The sequence below is a fragment of the Nitrosomonas europaea genome, from assembly GCF_900167395.1.
Taxonomy (GTDB): domain Bacteria; phylum Pseudomonadota; class Gammaproteobacteria; order Burkholderiales; family Nitrosomonadaceae; genus Nitrosomonas; species Nitrosomonas europaea.
In genome coordinates this window covers 45,121-67,161 of the sequence record NZ_FUWK01000006.1, presented here as the reverse complement: position 1 = coordinate 67,161, position 22,041 = coordinate 45,121, and the positions used below count along the sequence as shown (strand labels likewise).

The following is a 22,041-nucleotide window of genomic DNA, read 5'->3' as shown; positions in this document are numbered from 1 at the left end:
CGGAATCGATGATTATTGTCTTTGCAGGTAGGTCGACAGAAAATCAGCGATCTGCATTTCGTAACTTTTTCCTGCAAAGGTATGCATATTGTAGTGACCGGCACCTTCGACAATCCAGAGTTCCTTGGGAGGTAGTGCTGCATCATACAACCGTTTTACTTCAGATTGAGTCGTATGTCTGTCGAGCGTGCCTGCGATAAATAGGACGGGAATGGCAATATTACCGATCCGATCGACAGGATTCAGTTGATTGACCGGTAAATCGAGAAGGAAGGAGAAATAAGGGAGCAGCAGAAACTGCAGATATTCTCCTGTATTCCCCAGATGCAGTTTAAGTCTGTTTGCAACTGCTTCAGCAAAGGTGGGATGTAGAGATTCAAGTATCATGGCATCGAGTTTGAGCGGAGGATTGGCCAGTACTATTGCGGCGGCACCAAGCGTTGCGCCAATGGCAGCGATGCGATCATGTGGAAAAGTACTCCGGAGATAGCCGACTGCGGCTGCGACATCGGCTGATTCACGCGCACCGAAGGTAATGCGGTCTCCAGGTGTTTCTCCATGCGCTTGTAAATCGATCATCAGCACGTGGTAGCCCTGGTTATTGAGAAATCTCGCACGGCCAAGCATTTCAAGGCGGTTGCTGCGCATGGAATGTACGAGCAGAACTGCGCCATGTCCGCTCATTCCGTGCGCCAGCCAGCCATGTACGGCATACTCATCGTTGACAGGGATCTGAACCGTTTCTACCGGGAAGTCCGGCAGCAAAGTTTCTACAGCAGTGGGGGCTGATCCTGTTACGATTTCACCCAGTATGATGGTTACAGCACTGATAATCAGCAGTGCTGTAACAAGCTGAAGCAATATCCAGCGAATTACCCGGTTATGCATTTCGAGTTGTAATTGTCAAGAATCAGAAGGATGATGGCAGCGGCCACTGGAAATATTTCCTGTTTTTGCGCTAAAAATAAAGTTTAATTGCAGACAGTCGATTCAGGGAGCTTGGGCTCGCTCGCGTTTTTGCAGAAAACCTATTTTAAGAGATCAAGTAAAGATGTCAGGATTTTGTCATCTCCCGGATAAACCGTCTCTGATCATGTTAGTCCTGATATTCTCGGGAGTAAGTCTGGGGGGGTGCACAACCCAACAATCCAGATCCATGGTACCGAAACAATCTGCCGGCCTTAAAGCAACGAACGCAGGAAAAACAAGAAATATCGAGGTTATCCCGATTCCGGAAAAATTGCCATGCCAAAGAACATGCCGGGATGAAATCATAGCGCTGAAACAGAAACTCGCAGAAAAGGATGAGCTCATTCGCAACCTGAATGCTCGAGAGCAGGATCAGGCACAGGTTTTGCAGGAAACTACAAGTGAGATCAGTCGTACCAAGAACAAATTGCACCGTTTGGCCACACAGCCGGAAGCTGCCTCGAAAATAGCCGAAGTGGAAATTGCCATCAATGCAGCCAGACAGGCGGTATTTGATGAATCAGATGCTGTTTTCCAACTTTTGGCACAGCGTTTACTGGATGCGGCGATGGTTGCCTACAGACAAAAGGATTACAGCGGTGCAATGAATCATGCTGCGCAATCCGGTGAGCTGATTGATGCGATAGCCAACCCGGCCAGAAAAGCGCTGGAATCTCAGGATGCCACACTGATTTTTCGTATTTCGATTCCATTGCTTGTTACCCGAACCATCAGTCTGCGGGCGGACCCGACCGATCATTCCAGGGTAATCGGTTCACTGGAAAAAGATACTCCCTTGACTGCTACTGCGTACAGCGGCAACTGGCTGCGTGTACAGACCAGGGATGATCTGTCTGGCTGGATTCAAAGCCAATCGGTAGATGTTCGGGTTGATAGCCAGAATTTTCAAAAATAGCAGACGATCGAATTTCCAAGGCGCAGCGGCGATTGACGATGGCCAACAAAACTTTTTTGGCCAGCAGTTCGAGAGAAAAGATGATTATTGGCTTTTTCTCGGTTTCTTCTGCTACAGTATTCCCTGATATTCTGTCAACATAAAAGGTGAGTTTATGTATAAAACCAGAGTCATAACAACATTGGTAGCGGGGTTCATTATTTCCGGGTGTGCCGATATGAGTGGTACCCAGAAAGGTGCAGGAACAGGTGCACTGATTGGTGCGGGAACAGGTGCAGCAATCGGTGCATTGGCCGGGGGCGGTAAAGGAGCTGCGATTGGCGCTGGTGCCGGTGCCGCGTTAGGGGCCGGGGCCGGTTACCTGTGGTCGAAAAAAATGGAGGAACAAAAGATACAGATGGAGAATGCCACTGCCGGTACCGGCGTAGTGGTATCACAAACACCGGATAACCAGCTGATGCTGAATATTCCCAGCGATATTTCTTTTGACACGGGAAGTGCACAAATAAAGCCCGATTTCCGTCCAATTCTCGACAGCTTTGCAACCAGTTTGCTGAATAATCCAGGTACTAGGGTAACGATTGTCGGACATACCGACAGTACCGGTAGTGATGCCGTCAATAATCCGTTATCGGTTAATCGTGCAGCCAGTACGCGCGAATATCTGGCCAGTCGCGGTGTGCCTTTCCAGCGAATCCAGATCGACGGCCGCGGTTCGTATCAACCGGTTGCTTCGAATAATACTGCTGCAGGCCGTGCCAAAAATCGCAGAGTGGAGATTTATGTTTCAGAAACCCGTGATGAAACAGTTCAATGAACTAACAGGGAAAGGATGATCGATATTCATGGCTGATACAGAAAATATCAATAAGGAAAAATGGGAACATGAAACGCTGCGGGAGTTAGTGTTCACTTCTCTGAAAGAACAGAGAAAAGCTCGTAACTGGGGTATTTTTTTTCGTTTGCTGACGTTCTCCTACTTGTTTGTGCTGCTTTTCTGGGGATTGGGCTGGCTGGATACTGAAGTGGCAGGAGGGACTGGAAAGCATACTGCATTGGTTGATTTACGCGGCGAGATCGCCCCAGATGGTTTGAATAATGCAGAAAATATCAATAACGGGCTGAAAAAAGCATTTGAAGACCGGAATACAGCTGGAGTGATATTGCGGATTAACAGTCCCGGAGGGAGCCCGGTTCAGGCAGGCTCCATCAATGATGAAATTCGTCGGTTGCGTATCCGGTATCCAGATATTCCCTTATACGCCGTAGTCGAGGATATCTGTGCTTCGGGTGGCTATTATGTTGCTGTTGCAGCAGATAAAATCTTTGTGGATAAGGCCAGTGTCATGGGATCGATCGGTGTGCTGATGGATGGATTCGGATTTACCGGTACGCTTGAAAAACTGGGTGTGGAACGTCGTCTCCTGACAGCAGGGGAAAACAAGGGATTTCTCGATCCTTTTTCACCCTCCGATCCGGCACAAAGAGAGCATGCAAAGAAAATACTGGCTGAAATCCATCAGCAGTTTATTCAGGTGGTTCAGGACGGCAGAGGGGATCGCTTGAAAGACAATCCTGAAGTTTTCAGCGGTATGGTGTGGACGGGAGCTAAAAGTGTGGAGCTTGGCTTGGCGGATGCATTGGGTAATGCGGATTATGTTGCTCGTGAAGTCATTCAGGCTGAACGTATCGTCGATTTTACCGTCCAGCAGGGGATTGCAGAGCGCTTTGCCAGGCGGATCGGCCGGGTGGCAACAGATTTCCTGTCTGAAACCAGATTCACATGGTTTATGCGATAATGTTATATCAGCACGCATTTCACAGGTAAATTTCTTCGAGCACCCGAGTTACTCCGGTTTGCCAGTGAGGAAGACAAAGCTGGAACGTATTACAGAATTTCTCTGTATTCAGACGTGAGTTCAAGGGACGCCTGGCTGCCGTGACAAAAGCTTCGCTGTGAACCGGGATGACTGCATCCGGGTGGACCTTGATCGGAATATCGTGTTCACGGGCAAAGTCCAGTAAAAACCGGGCATAGCTGTACCAGGAGACTTCCTCGCTGGCAGCAACATGATAAACGCCTGATTTATCAGGGTATTCCAATAGTTGTGGAATGGCCTGAGCTGTTATATCAGCCAGTAGTTCTGCTCCGGTAGGCGCCCCGATCTGATCATCGATGATCGTCAGTTGTTCTTTTTCCCGGGCAAGTCGCAAAATAGTTTTGATGAAATTCTTTCCGCGAGCGGCATAGACCCAACTGGTACGCAGGATCATATATTTGCAGTTTGATTTTCGGATCTGTTCTTCTCCCCGTAATTTACTCAGGCCATAAATATTGATAGGTGAAGTAAGGTCTGTTTCCTGCCAGGGACAATTACCATTGCCGTTGAATACGTAATCGGTAGAGTAATGAATCAACCAGGCTCCAATTTGTTCAGCCTGCTGCGCCAGTAATTCGGGTGCCTCGGCATTGATACGAAAGGCCAGCTCCGGTTCACTTTCTGCCTGGTCAACTGCGGTATATGCTGCTGCATTGACAATGATGTCAGGACGGATGGTTTGCAGTGTATGAGTAATCCCTGCTAAGTCTGCCAGATCACCACAATAGCGCAAGTCCTGTTTGTCCGGAGCAATCAACTCCCCTAGCGGAGCCAGACTGCGCTGCAGCTCCCAGCCAACCTGACCGTTCTTGCCAAAGAGCAGAATTTTTATTGGGGTCGTCCGATCTGGCATACGCTCTGTTTCTCCTGTAAAGCTGGTACTACCAATCATCGGGGTCGTTGCCATATCAGTGAGTCGAGACCTGGTTGATCTGGCTGGGGTGCCAGGCTACAACCAGTCCGGTGCTTCCTTCCGAGATCTGGAAGTTACAGTCGATACCGATTCCGGCTACCCAGACGAGCTGATCTTCGCAGAACAGTAGTGGCAAAGTATTGCGCACCCATGGAGCAAGCGCAGCTTCCTGCAGGATTTTCTTCAGGCTGCGGCGGGGGCGTTTACAATCCGGCTGAAATCGTTCTCCCCCGGATCTCGATCGGATCGTCACGATCTGCCCGCTCAACCTGGCTGGATCGATTCCCATATTGTTTTGCCGTGTAAACTTGAGCACGCCTTGCAATGATTCTATAACCAGATGCTGTTCACCTTGCCAGACTACGGGTGCGATTGGTTCCGGCAATGAATCAGCAGGCAAAAATTCGATCAACCCGCGGTGGCAGCGAATTTCGAGAGTATCCACTATAAACCGGAAGTGGTTGTCGGGCTGGATGTTATTCAACTGACGCAGAATTTCTTCGAGTTTTGTTGAATTTGGTAATCGAATCAAGCGCTGTGCCAGCAGATAACGCAGTAAATTTCTGGCACGGGCAGGTTCGAGTTTGCGCAACCCTTGCAGGCTTAATCTGTTGGTAACCAGCGTATTTTCAGCATCGATTTCCGCCAGCTCATCCAGTAAATGAGCGGCTTCACCAAGGTGTTGGGTGGATCGGAACAGTGTCTTGCGGTAAGCGGGGGAGCGCTGTTCCAGTAAAGGTAGAATCTGGTGTCGTAAAAAATTACGATCATAGGATGTATCCAGGTTGCTTTCGTCGGTAACCCATGACAAACCATGCAACCTGGCATAATTCAGAATTTCCGAGCGCGGAATATTGAGTAAAGGCCTGAATAGCCTGATCGTTTTGCCCGGTTCAAGTAATCTGACTGTTGGCATAGCACTAAGCCCCTTGACGCCGGCACCCCGCAGCAGTTGCAGTATCAGCGTCTCGACCTGATCATCCTGATGCTGGGCCAGCATGACATAGTCTGCCTGGATATGCTTGAAGATCTGATAGCGAGCTTCTCTGGCAATGGCTTCCAGACTTTCCTGTGGCCGTCTGCGGATCTTTAAACGGTGTATGGATAGCGGTATGGCGAGGCTGTCACAAAGCGACTGGCAAAAAGCACTCCATTCACCCGAGTATGTACTGATACCATGTTCGACGTGGACTGCTGATACCTCCAGCTGCATTGATTCTGAAAACGTTGTGAGCAGGTGGAGTAATACTACTGAATCCACGCCGCCACTGAGGGCAACTGTAAGGCGATCACCAGGCCGGACTTGTGCGCGCAGATTGTGGAAGAAGCAGTCGGTTATATCAGTCGGGCTGATTGATTTTGAATCTGCCATATCCCAACAGCCGATCAAGGCGTTTCTGCAGCAATGTCTCCAAAGGAATATCCTGCAGTTTTCGCAGTGATTCCTGTAAGGTCTGTTTGACAGACTGCATTACTACCGGGTAGTCGCGGTGCGCACCACCAATGGGTTCTGGAATGATGCTATCGATCAAACCCATTTCTTTGAGCCGATCTGCGGTGATACCCAGTATCTCGGCTGCATCGGATGCTTTATCTGCGCTTTTCCATAAAATGGAAGCACATCCCTCGGGTGAGATGACTGAATAGGTCGAATATTGCAACATCAGACTGGTATCACCTACGGCAATTGCCAATGCACCTCCCGACCCGCCTTCACCGATGATAACGCAGATAATGGGGATTCTCAGTCCCGCCATGACATACAGATTTTTGCCGATGGCCTCCGATTGCCCGCGTTCTTCAGCATCTATTCCTGGGTAAGCACCTGGAGTGTCAATAAACGTGATCAGCGGGATTGAGAATTTTTCAGCCAGACGCATCAGCCGGAGCGCTTTTCGATATCCCTCGGGTTTGGGCATACCAAAATTACGGTGAATTTTTTCCTTAGTATCCCGGCCTTTCTGGTGCCCGATAATCATGACGGTCTGTCCGTTGAATCGTGCCAATCCGCCTACGATAGCCTGATCATCTGCAAAATTTCTGTCACCATGCAGCTCCTCGAAGTCCGTAAACAGATGTTGTACATAATCAAGTGTATATGGACGTTGCGGATGACGTGCCACTTGTGAAATCTGCCAGGGTGTGAGTTTTGCATAGACACTTTTGGTCAACCCCAGGCTTTTTGTCTGCAGACGGGCAATTTCGGCTGAGATATCCAGCGCGGAATTATCCTGGGCAAAGCGTAACTGCTCTATTTTTGCCTCAAATTCTTCAATACCTTTTTCAAAGTCCAGAAAGACGATTTTCATGCCAGCGGATTTGGTTAAAAGCGCGATGATACAGGATTTGGCCCGTATCGTTCATGCTTGAGACGGACAGAGAACTATTTATAAGCAGAATGTTGCAGCACCTCCGCTGCATGCAACGGAGTACAGAGAGGTCAATAAATACCTGTAAGGGAATTTACTGTTTGACTACCTCGAACCCGGCACCTTCTATTGCCTGGTTGACAACTTCCTCTTTGAGAGACTCATCGTGTTGAATCACTGCCTGCCCATCATTGAGAGATACTTCGACACTGTTGACTCCTGGTATTTTTCCCAATACGGTCTTGATGCTGCTGACACAACCTCCGCAGAACATTCCTTTGATATGAACAATGGTCGTCGGCATAAAAATTCCTTGTAAAAAAGAGAAGAGTGTATTAAACGCCTGCACGCCAGCGTTTCAACAGTAATGAATTGGTAATGACTGATACCGAACTCATTGCCATTGCTGCACCTGCAATTACGGGGCTTAGCATACCTGCTGCTGCCAGTGGAATACCTAAAATATTATAAAAGAATGCAAAAAACAGATTCTGCCGGATTTTGTGCAGTGTGCTGCGCGATAGTGAGATGGCATCCGCAACACTCATCAGATCATTGCGCATCAATGTAATGTCAGCGGCTTCAATTGCTATATCTGATCCAGCACCAATCGCAAAACTCACATTCGCGGCTGCCAGTGCAGGTGCATCATTGATTCCATCTCCTACCATCCCGACAAACTGGCCATTTGCCTTGATTTTTTCGATTTCGGCTGCTTTATTCTGAGGCGAAACTTCTGCATGAAAAATTTTTATTCCCGCCTGTTTTGCGATGGCGGCAGCCGTAGTCGGGTTGTCACCTGTCAGCATCATGACATCTATGCCCAGATTCTGGATGCGTTGAATTGCTTTGATGGAAGTTTCGCGTAGTGAATCCGCAATGGCAAGATAGCCGATTACCCGGACTGATTCATTAATTTGGATAGCGACACCCACGACGGTTTTACCTTCTGTCTGGAGTGCAGTGATACGCTGCTGATCGAGCACAGCACCTTTTTCTGCCAAAAATTTGGGTGAACCAAGAATGTAAGATGCATTGTCGATATCCGCTTTGATTCCGCTGCCGGTCACAGAGGCAAAATTGGTTATCGCCAATAATCTGATTTTTGATGAAGAAGCATATTGCGATACCGCCTTTGCCAGGGGGTGTTCAGAGCCTTGTTCCAGTGAAGCTGCAATCTGTAATAAATCGTGCTCATTCACCTCATCGGCCACGATAATATCTGTGACTGATGGATGGCCTTCGGTCAGCGTCCCTGTTTTATCTACAACAAGCATCTGGATTTTTTCTGCGAGTTCCAGTGCGGTCGCGTTTTTTACCAGAATTCCTTCTTGTGCTCCTCTTCCTGTGCCAACCATGATTGCAGTAGGAGTGGCCAGACCCAGTGCGCAAGGGCAAGCAATAACCAGTACTGCTACTGCATTGATGAGTGCTATGACGAAATGGCCTGTAAGCCACCAGGTTAGTCCCAATGTCAGAATGCTGATACCAATTACAATTGGTACAAAAATACCAGAGACAGTATCTGCCATACGCTGGATAGGTGCTTTAGAGCCCTGTGCAATCTCAACCAGACGAATGATGGCTGCAAGCTGGGTATTTTTACCGACACCCGTTACACGGCATTTGAGTAAACCATGCTGATTCTGGGTAGCGGCATAAACCTTTGCGCCCACCTGCTTGGTAACCGGCTGGCTTTCACCTGTCAACATGGCTTCGTTTATGCTGGAAGATCCTTCAATGACGATGCCATCGGCGGGCAGGCTTTCGCCCGAGCGGACAAGAAAAATATCCTCATTCTTAAGGCTATTGATATCGATCTCGATAATTTCCCCATCACGTTCGACTCTGGCCGTTTTGGGCTGAAGTTTGATGAGTGTTTCAATGGCTGCTGAAGTTTTTCTTTTTGCTCTGGTTTCCATCAGCTTGCCCAGAAGCACGAGCGTGATGATCATCGCGCTGGCCTCAAAGTAAACATGCTGGTCCAGTTGCAAAATGATGACGGCGGTGCTGAAGAGATAGGCCATGCTGGTACCCAGTGCGATGAGTACATCCATATTGGCTCCTCCGCCACGCAGTGTGCGCCAGGCGCTGATATAGAAACGCCTGCCGGGCCAAAACTGGATCAGCGTTGCAAGCAGCCATTGCAGCCAGTAAGGGAGCAGGTTGTTGTGATTACCCGTCAGCATCATGATCATTTCCAGCATGAAGGGTACAGTCAGGGCGGCAGAGATCCAGAATATACGGAGTTCTTTCCGGTAGGCAGCTTGATTGCGGGATTGTTCTTTAACGTAATTGTCATCACTGATCTGATTAGCGCCATAACCTGCCTTTTCTACAGCAGAAACCAGTTGCTCGACCGAAGTAATGGCGGGATTGAAGCTGATATAAGCAATTTCTGCAGCCGGATTCAATATGGCTCTGACTCCGGGTATCTCATTCAGGACAGTTTCGATACGATTTGCGCATGCGGCACAAGTCATGCCGCTGATTTGCAGCTGTACGGTCTGTTCCGGGACCTGGAATCCTGCCTTTTCGATGGATTGAACCAGCTCTTCAGGGTGGGTGGAATCGTGATCGAACTTTATGAGGGCTTTCTCATTGGCAAAATTGACAGCTGCATGCACGCCCGGCAGTTTGTTGAGATTTTTCTCGATCCGGGCAGCGCATGCAGCGCATGTCATTCCCTCGATGGGTAATTCAATTGTTGTTGGTGATGAGGGTGTATTCAATTTCCCATCCAGGTGGTCAACTTCAGTCTTTTTCACCTAAAAAGGCCAGCAGCAACTGTATCAGGCTGATGAACAAATTATACAGGCTGAGATAAATACCCAATGTTGCCATGACGTAATTGGTTTCACCGCCATTTACGATACGGTTCACATCAAACAGGATGAATCCGGAGAAAACCAATACTGCTACGGCAGAAATTGCCAGTGAAATTGCCGGAATGGCCAGGAACAAATTGACCAGAGAAGCCAAAATTACCAGAATTATCCCAGCCAGCAAAAAATTGCCAAGAAAACTAAAGTCTTTACGTGTGGTTGTGGCTATACCGGCAAGCGTGAAAAAAATGATACCTGTTCCTGCAGCAGCCAGGCCAATCAGTTGTGAGCCATTTTTGAAATGGAGTGCGTACTGAAGCAAGGGACCTAACCACCAGCCGGCAACAAAGGTAAACAGGAAAAGCAGAATGATTCCCCACATACTGTTGCGTGTAGCGCTGACGGCAAACATTAAACCTATCATTACCGCCAGCATTACGAGTGAACCCACAATTGGGGATTGTGCCAGGAATGAGAAATTGGTACCGGTGCCAATGACTGACCCGACTATAGTCGGAATCATGGTTAAACTAAGCATCAGGTAAGTATTTTTCAATACTTTGTTGCGTACGCCCGAATTAACGGTGTTTGATACAGGAGTTGCATATTTGGGGTTAAATTGCATGTTTTTTATTTCCTTCTGAAATTTAAGAAACAGGACAAACTAGACTACCTTGAGAACGTTAAAGTTGCAATTTGGTTCGAACCAAATACACAAACCAATAACCATGATATGGAAATAGTTTTTATGGGTTTGTGTGCAATATCCAAGGGCAAGCTAAATCCACCCGAGCGGGCGTGGTATGCAGAAATTGCCGGCACAAAAAATTTTCCACGATGTGAAAAAGTAATTAATTCCCATGGCAGCAGCGTGGTAATTTTTCTATAAGAATCATGATTTTCCTCCTTGTGCTGGTAGCATTCGAATGCTAAGATTCCCCGAAAAACTGTCACCCGGTTTTTATATCTATTTATGCTCGGGTGAAAGATCAAATAAAAGCCGGTAAGGGCGAAGGATAAGTGTAGAAAACATTCTATGGTCACAGATGGAATGTAGATATTGATTTAGTAATTAATGTGGGGGGGTAAGATATGAGTGGTAGTAAGTTGATGGCGGCACTATCAGGTTTTACAGTTCTTGGTTTATATTCGGGCATGGCAATGTCAAGTAAGTACAACTTGCCTGAGCCGCAGACACCTATTGCGCAACAAATCTATGATCAGCATATGATGGCGTTATGGATCTGTCTGGTAATTTTTATAGGTGTTTTTGGCGTAATGGGTTATTCCATTATTAAACATCGTAAATCAGTAGGTTATAAAGCAGCCAATTTTCATCATAGTACGGCTATTGAGTTTATATGGACGACTATTCCAATATTGATTCTGGTTGCAATGTCATGGCCCGCTACCAAAACTGTAATCGAAATGAAGGATACGAGTGAGGCGGATGTCACCATCAAAGCTACGGGCTATCAATGGATGTGGGGCTATGACTATATCCAGGGTGAGGGTGAGGGAATCAGTTTCTACAGTCAGTTATCTACACCTCAGGATCAGATTCGTAACGAGGCAACCAAAGGGCAGGATTATTTACTGGAAGTAAACAATCGTGTAGTGGTTCCGACCGGGAAAAAAATTAGAATTCTTATGACGGCAAATGATGTGATTCACGCTTGGTGGGTACCCGCTCTCGGCGTAAAGCAGGATGCCATACCCGGATATATTCGTGATGCATGGTTCAAGGTTGAAAAACCTGGGGTATATCGTGGTCAGTGTGCTGAGCTGTGTGGTAAAGAGCATGGTTTTATGCCAATAGTTGTTGAAGTCATGGAGCAAGAAAAATATACCCAATGGGTTGCAGAGATGCAAAAGAGTGCATCTGCCGGGGTTGTTAATACAGCTCTTGTTGAGCAGAGCTCAGGTAAGAACTGATTTATTCCGATTGCTGGTTGAGATTTAGATTACGTTAGATTAGAGGAGAAAATAATGGCAGTAATACAAGACGTGCATGGTCATGGACATGATCATCCGACCGGTATAATGCGCTGGTTGACCACAACCAATCACAAGGATATTGGGACGCTTTATTTGTGTTTTAGTCTTGTTATGTTGTTTGTGGGTGGTTTTCTGGCAATGGGTATCAGAGCTGAGCTCTTTATGCCTGGTATTCAGATACTTGAACCGGAAGTGTTTAATTCATTTACTACGCTGCATGGATTGATCATGGTGTTTGGTGCTGTCATGCCGGCATGGGTAGGGTTTGCAAACTGGCAGGTGCCATTAATGATCGGGGCTCCGGATATGGCATTTGCCCGCCTGAATAACTGGAGTTTCTGGTTGTTACCCGTCGCAGCATTGTTGCTGATTACTTCATTTTTTGTACCGGGTGGTGCCGCAGCAGGTGGCTGGACATTCTATCCCCCTCTTTCAACACAGGGTGGTATGGGTACAGATATGATGTTGTTTGCAGTCCATATCCTGGGAATGTCGTCAATTATGGGTTCAATCAATATCATTACAACCATATTGAATATGCGTGCACCAGGCATGACATTGATGAAGATGCCAATGTTTGTATGGACATGGCTGATTACTGCATATCTCCTTGTGTTGGTAATGCCCGTGCTTGCTGGTGCGGTGACGATGGTACTGACCGATCGTAATTTTGGTACAAGTTTCTTTAATGCTGCTGGCGGTGGTGATCCTGTGATGTTCCAGCATATCTTCTGGTTCTTTGGACATCCAGAAGTTTACATCATGATTCTTCCAGCATTTGGTGTCGTTTCAGAGATCATTCCAACTTTCTCACGTAAACCCTTGTTCGGTTATTCATCAATGGTTTATGCAACAGCCTCGATTGCTTTGCTGTCATGTTTCGTATGGGCACACCACATGTTTACAGCTGGTATGCCTGTAGCAGGTCAGCTGTTTTTCATGTATGCGACCATGCTGATCGCTGTTCCGACAGGAGTGAAAGTGTTTAACTGGACTGCGACCATGTGGCGAGGTTCAATGACATTTGAAGTTCCGATGCTGTTTTCAATCGGGTTCATCTTCTTGTTTGTCATTGGTGGTTTTAGTGGTGTTGTGTGCGCAATTGTGCCAGTAGATATTCAGGTGCAGGATACATACTACGTTATCGCCCATTTCCATTATGTACTGGTTTCGGGAGCATTGTTTGCATTGTTTGCCGGTGCCTATTACTGGTTGCCAAAATGGACCGGTCATATGTATGACGAGTCATTAGGTAAATGGCATTTCTGGTTGTCAATGGTTTTCTTCAACGTGGCGTTCTTTGTACAGCATTTCCTCGGTTTGGCTGGTATGCCTCGCAGAATTCCCGATTACGCACTGCAGTTTGCTGATTTCAACATGATTTCAAGTATTGGTGCATTTGGGTTCGGGTTGACTCAGCTTCTGTTTGTATACATTGTGATTAAGTGTGTACGGGGTGGGGAAAAGGCTGCGGATAAAACATGGGAAGGTGCAACCACTCTTGAGTGGACACACCTGCCTTCGCCAGCTCCTTATCATAGCTTTGAAACACCGCCTGTCGTTAAATAAACAGGATGAAATTCAATGTCGCAAGATGAGGATGCAGAGTTAAAACGCAGAAAGTTAAGAACTGCATTGATTCTGGTTATCATGGTGATAGCCGTTTATATCCTAACAGTCATATTTAAACAGCAATGAAACAAGATGTAGCCAAAACCAACGTAGATATACTAAAAAAGTTACTTGTTTTTAGCGTGGTTATGTTTGGTTTTGGTTACGCACTTGTACCGCTGTATAAAAAATTCTGTGAAGTAACTGGTATATACGAGCTGGAGCGTCCAGATACACTGACGAAACATACCGAAGTAGATAACACAAGATCAATCAGCCTGCTGCTAGACGCAAATGTACGCGGACTTCCTTGGAAGTTTAAGTCATTACAAGCCAATATCCATTTGCATCCGGGTAAGCTTACGGAAGTTATGTATGAGATTAGTAATGAGTCTGAAGAGGTGCAGGTTGGACAGGCAATTCCCAGCTATAGCCCTAAAAATCTGGAAAGATATCTGAAGAAGATAGAGTGCTTTTGTTTTTCGCAGCAGGAGCTACAAGGCAAAGAAGTTAAACAATTGCCTGTCAGATTCTTAATAGATCCGGAAATACCTGGCGATATCCATACTGCCACGATTTCATATACTTTTTTCAACGTAAAAAACTGATTAAGTTGCAAATGGGAAAAGAAAATGAAAAGGTAACATCAGCTTTACAAAATTCTGATATGGAAAAAGCATCTATGTATCAGGTGGCTGAAGCAGTTTTATTTTCATTTATTGGTATTAGAAAAAAGAGCGATCTGGAACACGATGCAGCCAAGATTAAACCTGTTCAAATAATAATTGGTGGTCTGGTTGGTGGCGTTATTTTTATTTTAAGTATTTTGTCAGTAGTCAAGCTTGTAACAGGTTAAGTTAATAACGAGGAGGAAGATTAAATGAGTCAAGGAACGGGTTATTATGTGCCTTCCCCATCCAAGTGGCCAATTATAGGCTCTACTGCCCTGTTTTTTATGGGGTTTGGGGCGGCGTTTACGATGAACAAACTGCCACTTGGCTATGGCATGCTGATCACTGGGCTGGTTATTTTGGCCTTTCTGATTTATGGCTGGTTTCGTGAAGTTTCACTTGAGAGTGAAGCAGGTAAGTATAAAGCCCAGGAAGATAAATCTTTTAGATGGAGTATGGGTTGGTTTATTTTTTCTGAGGTTATGTTTTTTGCATCATTTTTTGGTGCTTTGTTTTATATGCGTGTGCTTTCAGTACCTTGGTTAGCTGGAGCTGATCAGGAATTGCTTTGGTCGGGTTTTTCTGCAGACTGGCCGACAGCAGGTCCTGGATTTGATGAGAAATTTACTCCAATGGGGGCATGGGGAATTCCAGCAATTAACACTATGTTGCTTCTGACCTCTGGAGTGACAATTACTCTGGCACATTGGGCGCTGAAAAAAAATGATCGTGGTGCTTTAAAACTGTGGTTGTTTGCAACGATAGCACTGGGAGTAACATTTCTTGGCTTTCAGATATATGAGTATGCCCATGCTTATTCAGATCTCAATCTAAAAATGACCAGTGGTGCATACGGATCGACTTTCTTCATGCTGACTGGTTTTCACGGGTTTCACGTGACAGTTGGTACAATCATGTTGATTGCAATTTTCTTCAGATGTCTGTCAGGCCATTTTAAACCGGAACACCATTTCGGGTTTGAAGGGGTAGCATGGTACTGGCACTTCGTGGATGTTGTCTGGTTGGGATTGTTTATTTTTGTCTATTTGGTGTAACCAGGGTAAAAGTAAATCAGCTAGGCTATAAACTTAATTGTTATTGGAGACAGAGGCCCAGCTCTTTACAGAAGGTGGGCCTCTGAAACATGTATAGTTATTAATCTGTGCTGATGTTCAAACAGCAATTTAAACCGGCGTTATGGTCAACAGCAGTTACTATTTTAGCGATTGCACTTTTTTTAAAGTTAGGATTCTGGCAATTATCCAGAGCGGAAGAAAAAGAGGCCAGTTTTGCCCTCCTGGAACGTTATGCTCAGCAACCACCAGTTACAGTTCCTGAGCCACTAATAGAACTGGATGATTATTTATATCGCCGGGTAGAAGTTCACGGGTATTTCGAAGCTGAACATACCATATTTCTTGATAACAAAACACATCAAGGGGTTGTTGGCTACCACGTGCTTACACCACTACGTCAAGTGAACAGTACAACTTATGTGTTGGTTAATAGGGGCTGGGTTTCTGGAGGTAACGATCGATCACTTTTACCAGATATCTATACTCCGGATGGACTGGTTTACCTGACAGGAGTTGTTGTATCGCCGTCAATCAGGACGTTGTCACTATCGGATAAACAATTTACTGGTAAAGTCTGGCAAAGTTTTAGCCTGGATAGCTATCAGAATCTGACCGAACTTACTTTTCAGCCTTTTCTGCTATTACAGCAGAATGAGACACAGGGTGATGGTTTGATAAGGCAATGGGAAAAGCCTGATTCCGGATCTTCAAAAAACATAGGTTATGCTTTTCAGTGGTTCTCACTGGCTGTCATGACTTTGATTATTTACATCGTGTTAAATGTCAAACGAAAAAGTATCGCGTAGCCGGCTGAAGCTAATCCTGATGATGCTGGTGATATTATCTCCAATTGTCATTTCGTCTTTTTTACACCGATCTAATTTCCGGCCGGATCATACCGTCAATTATGGTGAGTTGCTCGAAGTCAGGCCATTACAGGGAGAAGCAACAAATCTGACGGATAATACAATTTTTCGTATACGGCAGTTGAAAGGTACCTGGAATTTATTAATCATTGACTCCGGAAAATGTGAAGAATATTGCCAGGAAAAGCTTTATACGCTCAGACAGGTTCGTCTCGCACAGCATGTCGACAAGGACAAGGTTCAGCGAGTGTGGTTAATTAATGACGATATTAGACCTGATCAGGAGACAATCGATAAATTCAAAGGAACCAGATTGGTATTGGCGAATGGTAAGGATTTATTGAAAGAGTTTCCTGCTGAGAACAAGCGGGAAGATCATATTTATGTTGTTGATCCTATGGGTAACTTAATGATGAGATATCCCAGGAATGCAGATCCGCGGAAGATGGTCGGTGATTTGAAAAGATTACTGAAACTTTCTCATCTGGAACATTAACAGGTGAGCAAAGTGACGAAAATCAGGTTGGATCTGGCTTTATCTAAAACGTAATATAAAAACAGGCAGCACTTGCCTGTCATTAGAAAAGATTGTGAGGAGTAAGTAATGACTACAAGTTCATTAGCTTGGCAACAGGCAACGGCACGTGTTCAGCAGTTTTATAGACTTACTAAGCCACGCGTTGTTTCACTCATTGTATTTACTGCCGTGATTGGTATGTTTTTATCAGTTCCTGGTGCAGTACCTTTAGATAAACTAATCTTTGGAACAGTTGGAATCTCGCTTGTCGCTGGTGCAGCAGCTGCCCTTAACTGCCTGGTTGAATACAAGTTCGATGCAATCATGGCTCGCACGAAGGGAAGGCCTTTGCCTCAAGGAAAGGTAAGTGTTCCTGAAACACTTTTCTTTCTTGTATTGATTGGTGGCTTTGGTCTGTTCATGCTTCACCAATGGGTCAATCCGTTAACAATGTGGCTGACTCTCGGTACTTTTGTCGGTTATGCGATCATATACACTGTGATACTTAAACCTCTTACACCTCAAAATATTGTAATCGGAGGTGCATCTGGTGCAATGCCACCAGTACTGGGGTGGGCAGCAGTTACAGGAGAAATTTCTGCAGATGCTCTATTGCTGTTTCTCATTATTTTCGCATGGACACCACCACATTTCTGGGCATTGGCCCTTTATCGCAAAACAGATTATGCAAAAATTGGTATGCCGATGCTTCCAGTGACTCATGGTGATGAGTTTACGCGTCTGCATGTATTACTTTATACAATTATTCTTTGTGTAGTAACGGTACTACCCTATCTTACTCAGATGAGCGGTCTGATCTATTTGGGGAGTGTGTTGATTCTTGATGCGATATTTTTCTATTACGCAATCAGAATCTACCTGCATTACACTGACCAGATTGCCAGAGAAGCTTTCCGTTACTCTATAGCTTATCTCGCGCTGCTGTTTACAGCATTGCTGGTAGATCACTACTTTTATTTCTGATACAGAGAAATCTGGATTGACATATAAGCGGCTCCAGAGAGAGTAATACTGGGGTCGCTTTTGATAGGATGATCAGGGAAACAGCTTTCCAGGATTCAGAATATTATTAGGATCAAAAGTCAGTTTGATCTGCTTCATCAAAGTCAGAGTAGCGTCATTGAGTTCCTTGCCAATATAGGGGCGCTTTTCGGAGCCTATACCGTGCTCACCCGAGAGTGTGCCATTGAGGCTGATGACCAGATCAAATATCTGATCCAGGCATTTATATGCACGTTCACTTTCGCTGGGGTTGTCCGGGTCGATGAGCAGGTTAACGTGAATATTCCCATTTCCAGCATGTCCGAAATTTACGTTGGCAATCTGATATTGCTTGCATAGTGCGGATAATCCGGCCAATAACCGGGGAATTTTATCGACTGGAACTACGATATCCTCGTTGATTTTCTTGGGTGCAATATCCCGCAGCAAGGGCGATAATGTTTTCCTGACCTTCCATAAATCTGCCGTATTCTGAACGGATACTGCTTTCAATAACCCGGAGTTCTGGCAAGCAGCTAAAAGTTTTGCTGTTGTTTCCGGGATTTCATGTTCTGTACCATCGACCTCGATCATCAGCATGGCCTGAGAGTCGCTTGGTAATAACTCAGGATTTCTGGCACGAATGAGATTAAGTGAGCCCGAATCCAAGAACTCAAGAGCACTCGGTCCTTGTGGCTCTTTCATGATAGATACGATTGCTGACGCACAACTGTCAGCATCCTGATAATGCGCAACAAGTCCACTTTTGGCAGCAGGTAGCGGAGTCAGCTTAAGTGTCATTTCCGTTATGACAGCAAGCGTACCTTCTGAACCAATCAGCAAACGGGTCAGATCATAGCCAACGACACCTTTGGTGGTATAGCACCCGGTTTTAATAATGTCCCCTTTCCCTGTTACTGCGGTCAATCCAAGCACATGATCGCGGGTTGTTCCATATTTGACCGCATGTGGTCCTCCTGCGCTGGTGGCAAGATTCCCGCCAATAGTTGAGAATGCCGCACTGGAAGGGTCGGGTGGCCAAAAAAAGCCATGAGGTTTGGCAGCAGCTTGAATGGTTTCGTTTAAAACACCGGGCTCGGTGACGAGTGCCCGGTTGGGGGGGTCGATCGAGATGATTTGTGTCATCTGCTCCAGTGAGAGCGTAGCTCCGCCCTGTTCGGCCAAGCTGCCGCCAGCCGTACCGGTGCCTCGTCCGCGTGGTGTCAGAGGTATTTTGAACTGGTTACATAACCGGACAGTTTTTGCGGTTTCATCAGTCGTCAGAGGGAATATGACACACTCGGGAGGAAAAAACTTCCTGCTGTTATCGTAGGCGTAAGCGTAACAATCCACCGGATCGAAATAGAGTCGATCGGAAGGAATCAGATTCTGTAGTGATTTGATAAACTCCGCAGGCAGCATTTACTGATGCCGAGGATGGCTCGGAAAGATCAAAAAGGTATTGTTTAATCCAGATACTCAAATACTTTTACAACTTTTGTCACGCTTTCCGTGGTACTGGCAATGTGTGTAGCCTTTTCGCCTTCATTACGTTTTACCAATCCCAGCAAGTACACCACGCCATTCTCAGTAACGACTTTGATGTGATTGACCTGGAATACCCGGTTATTGATAAAACGAGCTTTAACCTTGGAAGTAATCAGCGTGTCATTGCTGCGTGAAGCCAATGAACTCTTCGGTGCAACGATGATTTCGTTGGAAACATTCAGTACGTTTTCCACACTCATAGCCAGCTTTTCCACTTCTTTCCTGGTAGATTCATCAGGGGTTTCACCTGTCAGCAAAACGTTACGGTTAAAACTGGTGACATTCACGTGTACTTTGTCACCAAGGCGTTCACCGATTCTGCGGCTGGTTTTGAGCTCAATCCTCTCATCTTCAATATACATCCCGCTGCTGCGGCGGTCTTCAACCATTAATGCTCCGGTTCCCGCACCGACTCCCACACCTGTCAATACCATCGGCACACAGCCCGTTAGAAGGAATAAAATTTGTATTCCCAATATCAGCTTGATGAAAGTATTTTGCATAATGATTTAAACGTACAATAGACTTTATTTATTTGCCTGAAAGAAACAGTGATATACCAATATCGGGGTTTTCCGCAACACGAGGCTCGCAGCAGAGTAATCCTGCAAACATAAAGTGCGTAGTCTAACACCGGATCAATCTGTACTGATTACTAACCGTCATCCTTTATTGTCTGGAGACTAAACTTTAGAATATGAATCTGTTACTTTCACTGAATTTAAGCTGTTTCAGGTATTTCACAGAATACCGCATATTGTGCAGGTGAAAATGAAGCTTTTTATAGAGAATCACGTATGACAGTCAGGACGATATTGGTAGTCGATGATTCGCCGACAGATCGCCATATTATTTCCGGTATATTGATCAGGAGTGGCTATCAGGTGGGAGTGGCCGAGAGTGGTGAGGAGGGTGTCATCAAAGCCAGGGAAATCTGGCCGGATTTGGTGCTGATGGATGTGGTCATGCCTGGAATCAATGGTTATCAGGCAACACGTATACTTGCTCGAGATGGTGCAACTCGCCATATCCCTGTCATTCTCTGCACAACCAAAGATCAGCAAACCGATAAAATCTGGGGATTGCGACAAGGTGCGCGGGATTATATTACCAAGCCGGTCGTAGCTGCCGAGTTATTGCAAAAGATTGCCGGACTGAACTGATATTCAATGACAATTAATGCCATGCCGGAACGTCAGTCATCACTGACTGAGCAAATCAATAAAAAGGCTCAGGAAACTTCAGCCACCATTCCAGTACTGGGAATCACCATTGGTGAAGACCGGTGGCTGATACCAATGAGTAACATCAGTGAAATATTGCCGGTACCCAAAATAACCCCGGTTTTTCTGACACAGCCATGGTTCCTCGGTGTCATCAATGTGCGTGGTAATGTTTACGGTTTATGTGACTTGAGCCATTATCTTGACAACACATCCACCTGCATCAGCGCAAAAAACCGGGTCTTTCTGACCATCCCTCGCCTGGGTGTAAGTTATGCCATGCTGGCAGGCAGTGTTCTCGGTATCCGGAATCTGATGGAGTTTGTTCCCCAGTCAGATCATGAGGACAAACGACCTGTCGTGGCCGGCATATACAAAGACCGTCAGGACAGACTTTGGCGCATGCTGAATTTACCGGCACTGCTACAACTCGAATCTTTCCAGCGGGCGGGCAGCTGAATTACCTCCAGTCTCGGCTGTGCTGCCTGATTGCCTGATTTTATGAATGTAATCTGACAATTTTTCTTCAATTTTTTCAATTTCTCAGACATGCCGTCTCCCTCTGCCATAAACGAAAAAGTCAACATCCTGGCTGAAGCATTACCCTATATCCGGCGTTTTCACGATAAAACCATCGTCATCAAATATGGCGGCAACGCCATGATTGAGGAAGCGCTCAAGCAGGGCTTTGCCAGAGATGTGGTATTGCTGAAACTGGTTGGAATGAACCCGGTCATCATCCACGGCGGCGGTCCGCAAATTGACCACATGCTGAAACGGGTCGGTAAGGAAGGCGTATTCATACAAGGTATGAGGGTTACAGATGCCGAAACTATGGACATCGTCGAAATGGTACTTGGCGGCCTCATTAACAAGGAGATCGTCAATCTTATCAACCGCCACGGTGGACAGGCAGTAGGGTTGACCGGAAAAGACGGAATGTTCATTCGCGCCAAAAGAATGCTGATCCAGGATAAGGAAAAAGCCGGGGAATGGATCAACATTGGCCAGGTCGGTGAAATCGAGTATATCGACCCTTCACTAATCGCATTGCTCGATACCCGCGATTTCATTCCCGTGATCGCACCCATCGGTGTTGGCGAAGATGGAGAATCCTACAATATCAATGCTGATCTTGTAGCAGGCCGTCTGGCAGAAACGCTCAAAGCCGAAAAATTGATTCTGATGACCAACACACCTGGTGTGCTGGATAAGAATGGTAACCTGCTCACCGGTTTGACTGCCGGTCGGGTGGATGAACTATTTGCAGATGGCACGATTTCCGGTGGAATGTTACCTAAAATCAAATCTGCGCTGGATGCAGTCAAGAATGGTGTCAAATCCTGCCATATCATCGACGGACGAGTGCAACATGCTCTCCTGCTCGAAATACTGACTGACGAAGGAGTGGGGACCCTGATCAAGGGTAATGGCTGATAAACCCAGCCGGAGCAGGAACCGTTCATGTCATGGGATGGTGTAACGATTCTTTGTTCCGTATTTTTGCCGGATCATTATCGACGCGATGTGAGCCGTCTGACGGGAAAACTCAGCTAATGGTAAAAAGTACAATTTTTTGGCAGTCAGCCGGGGTGCCTTGTCGACTTTGCGTTTAATCTGAATAAGTAACACGAGTTGTTAGCTGCAACTTGACGTA

23 protein-coding genes are annotated in these 22,041 nt (G+C 46.1%); 14 read left to right on the top strand and 9 right to left on the bottom strand.

Annotated elements, in window-relative coordinates:
- Positions 1-12: 12 nt before the first annotated feature.
- Complete coding sequence (locus tag B5D58_RS03805) at positions 13-888, bottom strand: alpha/beta hydrolase (RefSeq protein WP_011111636.1); 876 nt, start codon at positions 886-888, stop codon at positions 13-15.
- A 268-nt stretch (positions 889-1,156) separates the two neighbouring features.
- Between B5D58_RS03805 and B5D58_RS03800 the strand changes: the two genes are divergently transcribed.
- The 3 genes from B5D58_RS03800 (at position 1,157) to B5D58_RS03790 (ending at position 3,684) form a co-directional block, all read left to right on the top strand.
- Positions 1,157-1,885, top strand: coding sequence for an SH3 domain-containing protein (locus B5D58_RS03800; RefSeq protein WP_234988986.1), 729 nt, complete (start codon positions 1,157-1,159; stop codon positions 1,883-1,885).
- Between the two features lie 154 nt (positions 1,886-2,039).
- Entirely contained in the window at positions 2,040-2,702 is a 663-nt protein-coding gene (locus B5D58_RS03795) for a YiaD family glycine zipper/OmpA-like lipoprotein (protein ID WP_011111634.1), read from the top strand.
- A gap of 28 nt (positions 2,703-2,730) precedes the next feature.
- Positions 2,731-3,684, top strand: coding sequence for a S49 family peptidase (locus B5D58_RS03790; protein ID WP_011111633.1), 954 nt, complete (start codon positions 2,731-2,733; stop codon positions 3,682-3,684).
- Positions 3,685-3,703: 19 nt separating this feature from the next.
- Here B5D58_RS03790 and rfbD read toward each other — a convergent pair whose 3' ends face one another.
- From rfbD to B5D58_RS03760, 6 genes are all read right to left on the bottom strand, one after another.
- Positions 3,704-4,618, bottom strand: a complete 915-nt coding sequence (gene rfbD, locus B5D58_RS03785; protein ID WP_011111632.1) for a dTDP-4-dehydrorhamnose reductase — start codon at positions 4,616-4,618, stop codon at positions 3,704-3,706.
- Between the two features lie 55 nt (positions 4,619-4,673).
- Complete coding sequence (gene tilS / locus B5D58_RS03780) at positions 4,674-6,050, bottom strand: tRNA lysidine(34) synthetase TilS (protein ID WP_011111631.1); 1,377 nt, start codon at positions 6,048-6,050, stop codon at positions 4,674-4,676.
- Entirely contained in the window at positions 6,019-6,987 is a 969-nt protein-coding gene (locus B5D58_RS03775; protein ID WP_011111630.1) for an acetyl-CoA carboxylase carboxyltransferase subunit alpha, read from the bottom strand. Before B5D58_RS03775 ends, tilS begins: the two co-directional genes overlap by 32 nt.
- Positions 6,988-7,141: 154 nt before the next feature.
- Positions 7,142-7,351, bottom strand: a complete 210-nt coding sequence (locus B5D58_RS03770; protein WP_041356626.1) for a heavy-metal-associated domain-containing protein — start codon at positions 7,349-7,351, stop codon at positions 7,142-7,144.
- A gap of 31 nt (positions 7,352-7,382) precedes the next feature.
- Positions 7,383-9,779, bottom strand: a complete 2,397-nt coding sequence (locus B5D58_RS03765) for a heavy metal translocating P-type ATPase (RefSeq protein WP_041357119.1) — start codon at positions 9,777-9,779, stop codon at positions 7,383-7,385.
- A gap of 22 nt (positions 9,780-9,801) precedes the next feature.
- The gene (locus B5D58_RS03760) at positions 9,802-10,497 is read right to left on the bottom strand and encodes a Bax inhibitor-1/YccA family protein (RefSeq protein ID WP_011111627.1); all 696 of its coding nucleotides are present in this window, start codon (positions 10,495-10,497) and stop codon (positions 9,802-9,804) included.
- 467 nt (positions 10,498-10,964) lie between these two features.
- Here B5D58_RS03760 and coxB point away from each other — a divergent pair, with 467 nt between their 5' ends.
- The 8 genes from coxB (at position 10,965) to cyoE (ending at position 17,595) form a co-directional block, all read left to right on the top strand.
- Positions 10,965-11,807 (top strand): cytochrome c oxidase subunit II, encoded by an 843-nt coding sequence (gene coxB / locus B5D58_RS03750; protein ID WP_011111626.1) that lies wholly within the window; start codon positions 10,965-10,967, stop codon positions 11,805-11,807.
- Positions 11,808-11,861: 54 nt separating this feature from the next.
- Positions 11,862-13,439, top strand: coding sequence for a cytochrome c oxidase subunit I (gene ctaD / locus B5D58_RS03745; RefSeq protein WP_011111625.1), 1,578 nt, complete (start codon positions 11,862-11,864; stop codon positions 13,437-13,439).
- Positions 13,440-13,564: 125 nt separating this feature from the next.
- Positions 13,565-14,089, top strand: coding sequence for a cytochrome c oxidase assembly protein (locus tag B5D58_RS03740; protein ID WP_011111624.1), 525 nt, complete (start codon positions 13,565-13,567; stop codon positions 14,087-14,089).
- Between the two features lie 11 nt (positions 14,090-14,100).
- Positions 14,101-14,337 carry a DUF2970 domain-containing protein gene (locus tag B5D58_RS03735; RefSeq protein WP_041356621.1) on the top strand — a complete coding sequence of 79 codons (237 nt, stop codon included), beginning with the start codon at positions 14,101-14,103 and terminating at the stop codon, positions 14,335-14,337.
- 24 nt (positions 14,338-14,361) lie between these two features.
- Positions 14,362-15,207 carry a cytochrome c oxidase subunit 3 gene (locus B5D58_RS03730; RefSeq protein ID WP_011111622.1) on the top strand — a complete coding sequence of 282 codons (846 nt, stop codon included), beginning with the start codon at positions 14,362-14,364 and terminating at the stop codon, positions 15,205-15,207.
- A 113-nt stretch (positions 15,208-15,320) separates the two neighbouring features.
- Positions 15,321-16,034 carry an SURF1 family protein gene (locus tag B5D58_RS03725; protein ID WP_041357118.1) on the top strand — a complete coding sequence of 238 codons (714 nt, stop codon included), beginning with the start codon at positions 15,321-15,323 and terminating at the stop codon, positions 16,032-16,034.
- A complete protein-coding gene (locus tag B5D58_RS03720) occupies positions 16,009-16,590 on the top strand; it encodes an SCO family protein (RefSeq protein WP_011111620.1) in 582 nt (193 codons plus the stop codon). Before B5D58_RS03725 ends, B5D58_RS03720 begins: the two co-directional genes overlap by 26 nt.
- A 108-nt stretch (positions 16,591-16,698) precedes the next feature.
- Positions 16,699-17,595, top strand: coding sequence for a heme o synthase (gene cyoE, locus B5D58_RS03715; RefSeq protein ID WP_011111619.1), 897 nt, complete (start codon positions 16,699-16,701; stop codon positions 17,593-17,595).
- 72 nt (positions 17,596-17,667) lie between these two features.
- Here cyoE and B5D58_RS03710 read toward each other — a convergent pair whose 3' ends face one another.
- Positions 17,668-19,035: an FAD-binding oxidoreductase gene (locus tag B5D58_RS03710; RefSeq protein ID WP_011111618.1), complete on the bottom strand. Its 1,368-nt coding sequence runs from the start codon at positions 19,033-19,035 to the stop codon at positions 17,668-17,670.
- Between the two features lie 44 nt (positions 19,036-19,079).
- On the bottom strand, positions 19,080-19,664 hold the full coding sequence (locus B5D58_RS03705) for a BON domain-containing protein (protein ID WP_011111617.1): 585 nt from the start codon (positions 19,662-19,664) through the stop codon (positions 19,080-19,082).
- Positions 19,665-19,958: 294 nt separating this feature from the next.
- Between B5D58_RS03705 and B5D58_RS03700 the strand changes: the two genes are divergently transcribed.
- The 3 genes from B5D58_RS03700 (at position 19,959) to argB (ending at position 21,821) form a co-directional block, all read left to right on the top strand.
- Positions 19,959-20,324 carry a response regulator gene (locus B5D58_RS03700; RefSeq protein WP_011111616.1) on the top strand — a complete coding sequence of 122 codons (366 nt, stop codon included), beginning with the start codon at positions 19,959-19,961 and terminating at the stop codon, positions 20,322-20,324.
- A gap of 6 nt (positions 20,325-20,330) precedes the next feature.
- Entirely contained in the window at positions 20,331-20,843 is a 513-nt protein-coding gene (locus B5D58_RS03695; RefSeq protein ID WP_011111615.1) for a chemotaxis protein CheW, read from the top strand.
- A gap of 90 nt (positions 20,844-20,933) precedes the next feature.
- Complete coding sequence (gene argB, locus B5D58_RS03690; protein WP_011111614.1) at positions 20,934-21,821, top strand: acetylglutamate kinase; 888 nt, start codon at positions 20,934-20,936, stop codon at positions 21,819-21,821.
- Positions 21,822-22,041 lie beyond the last annotated feature (220 nt).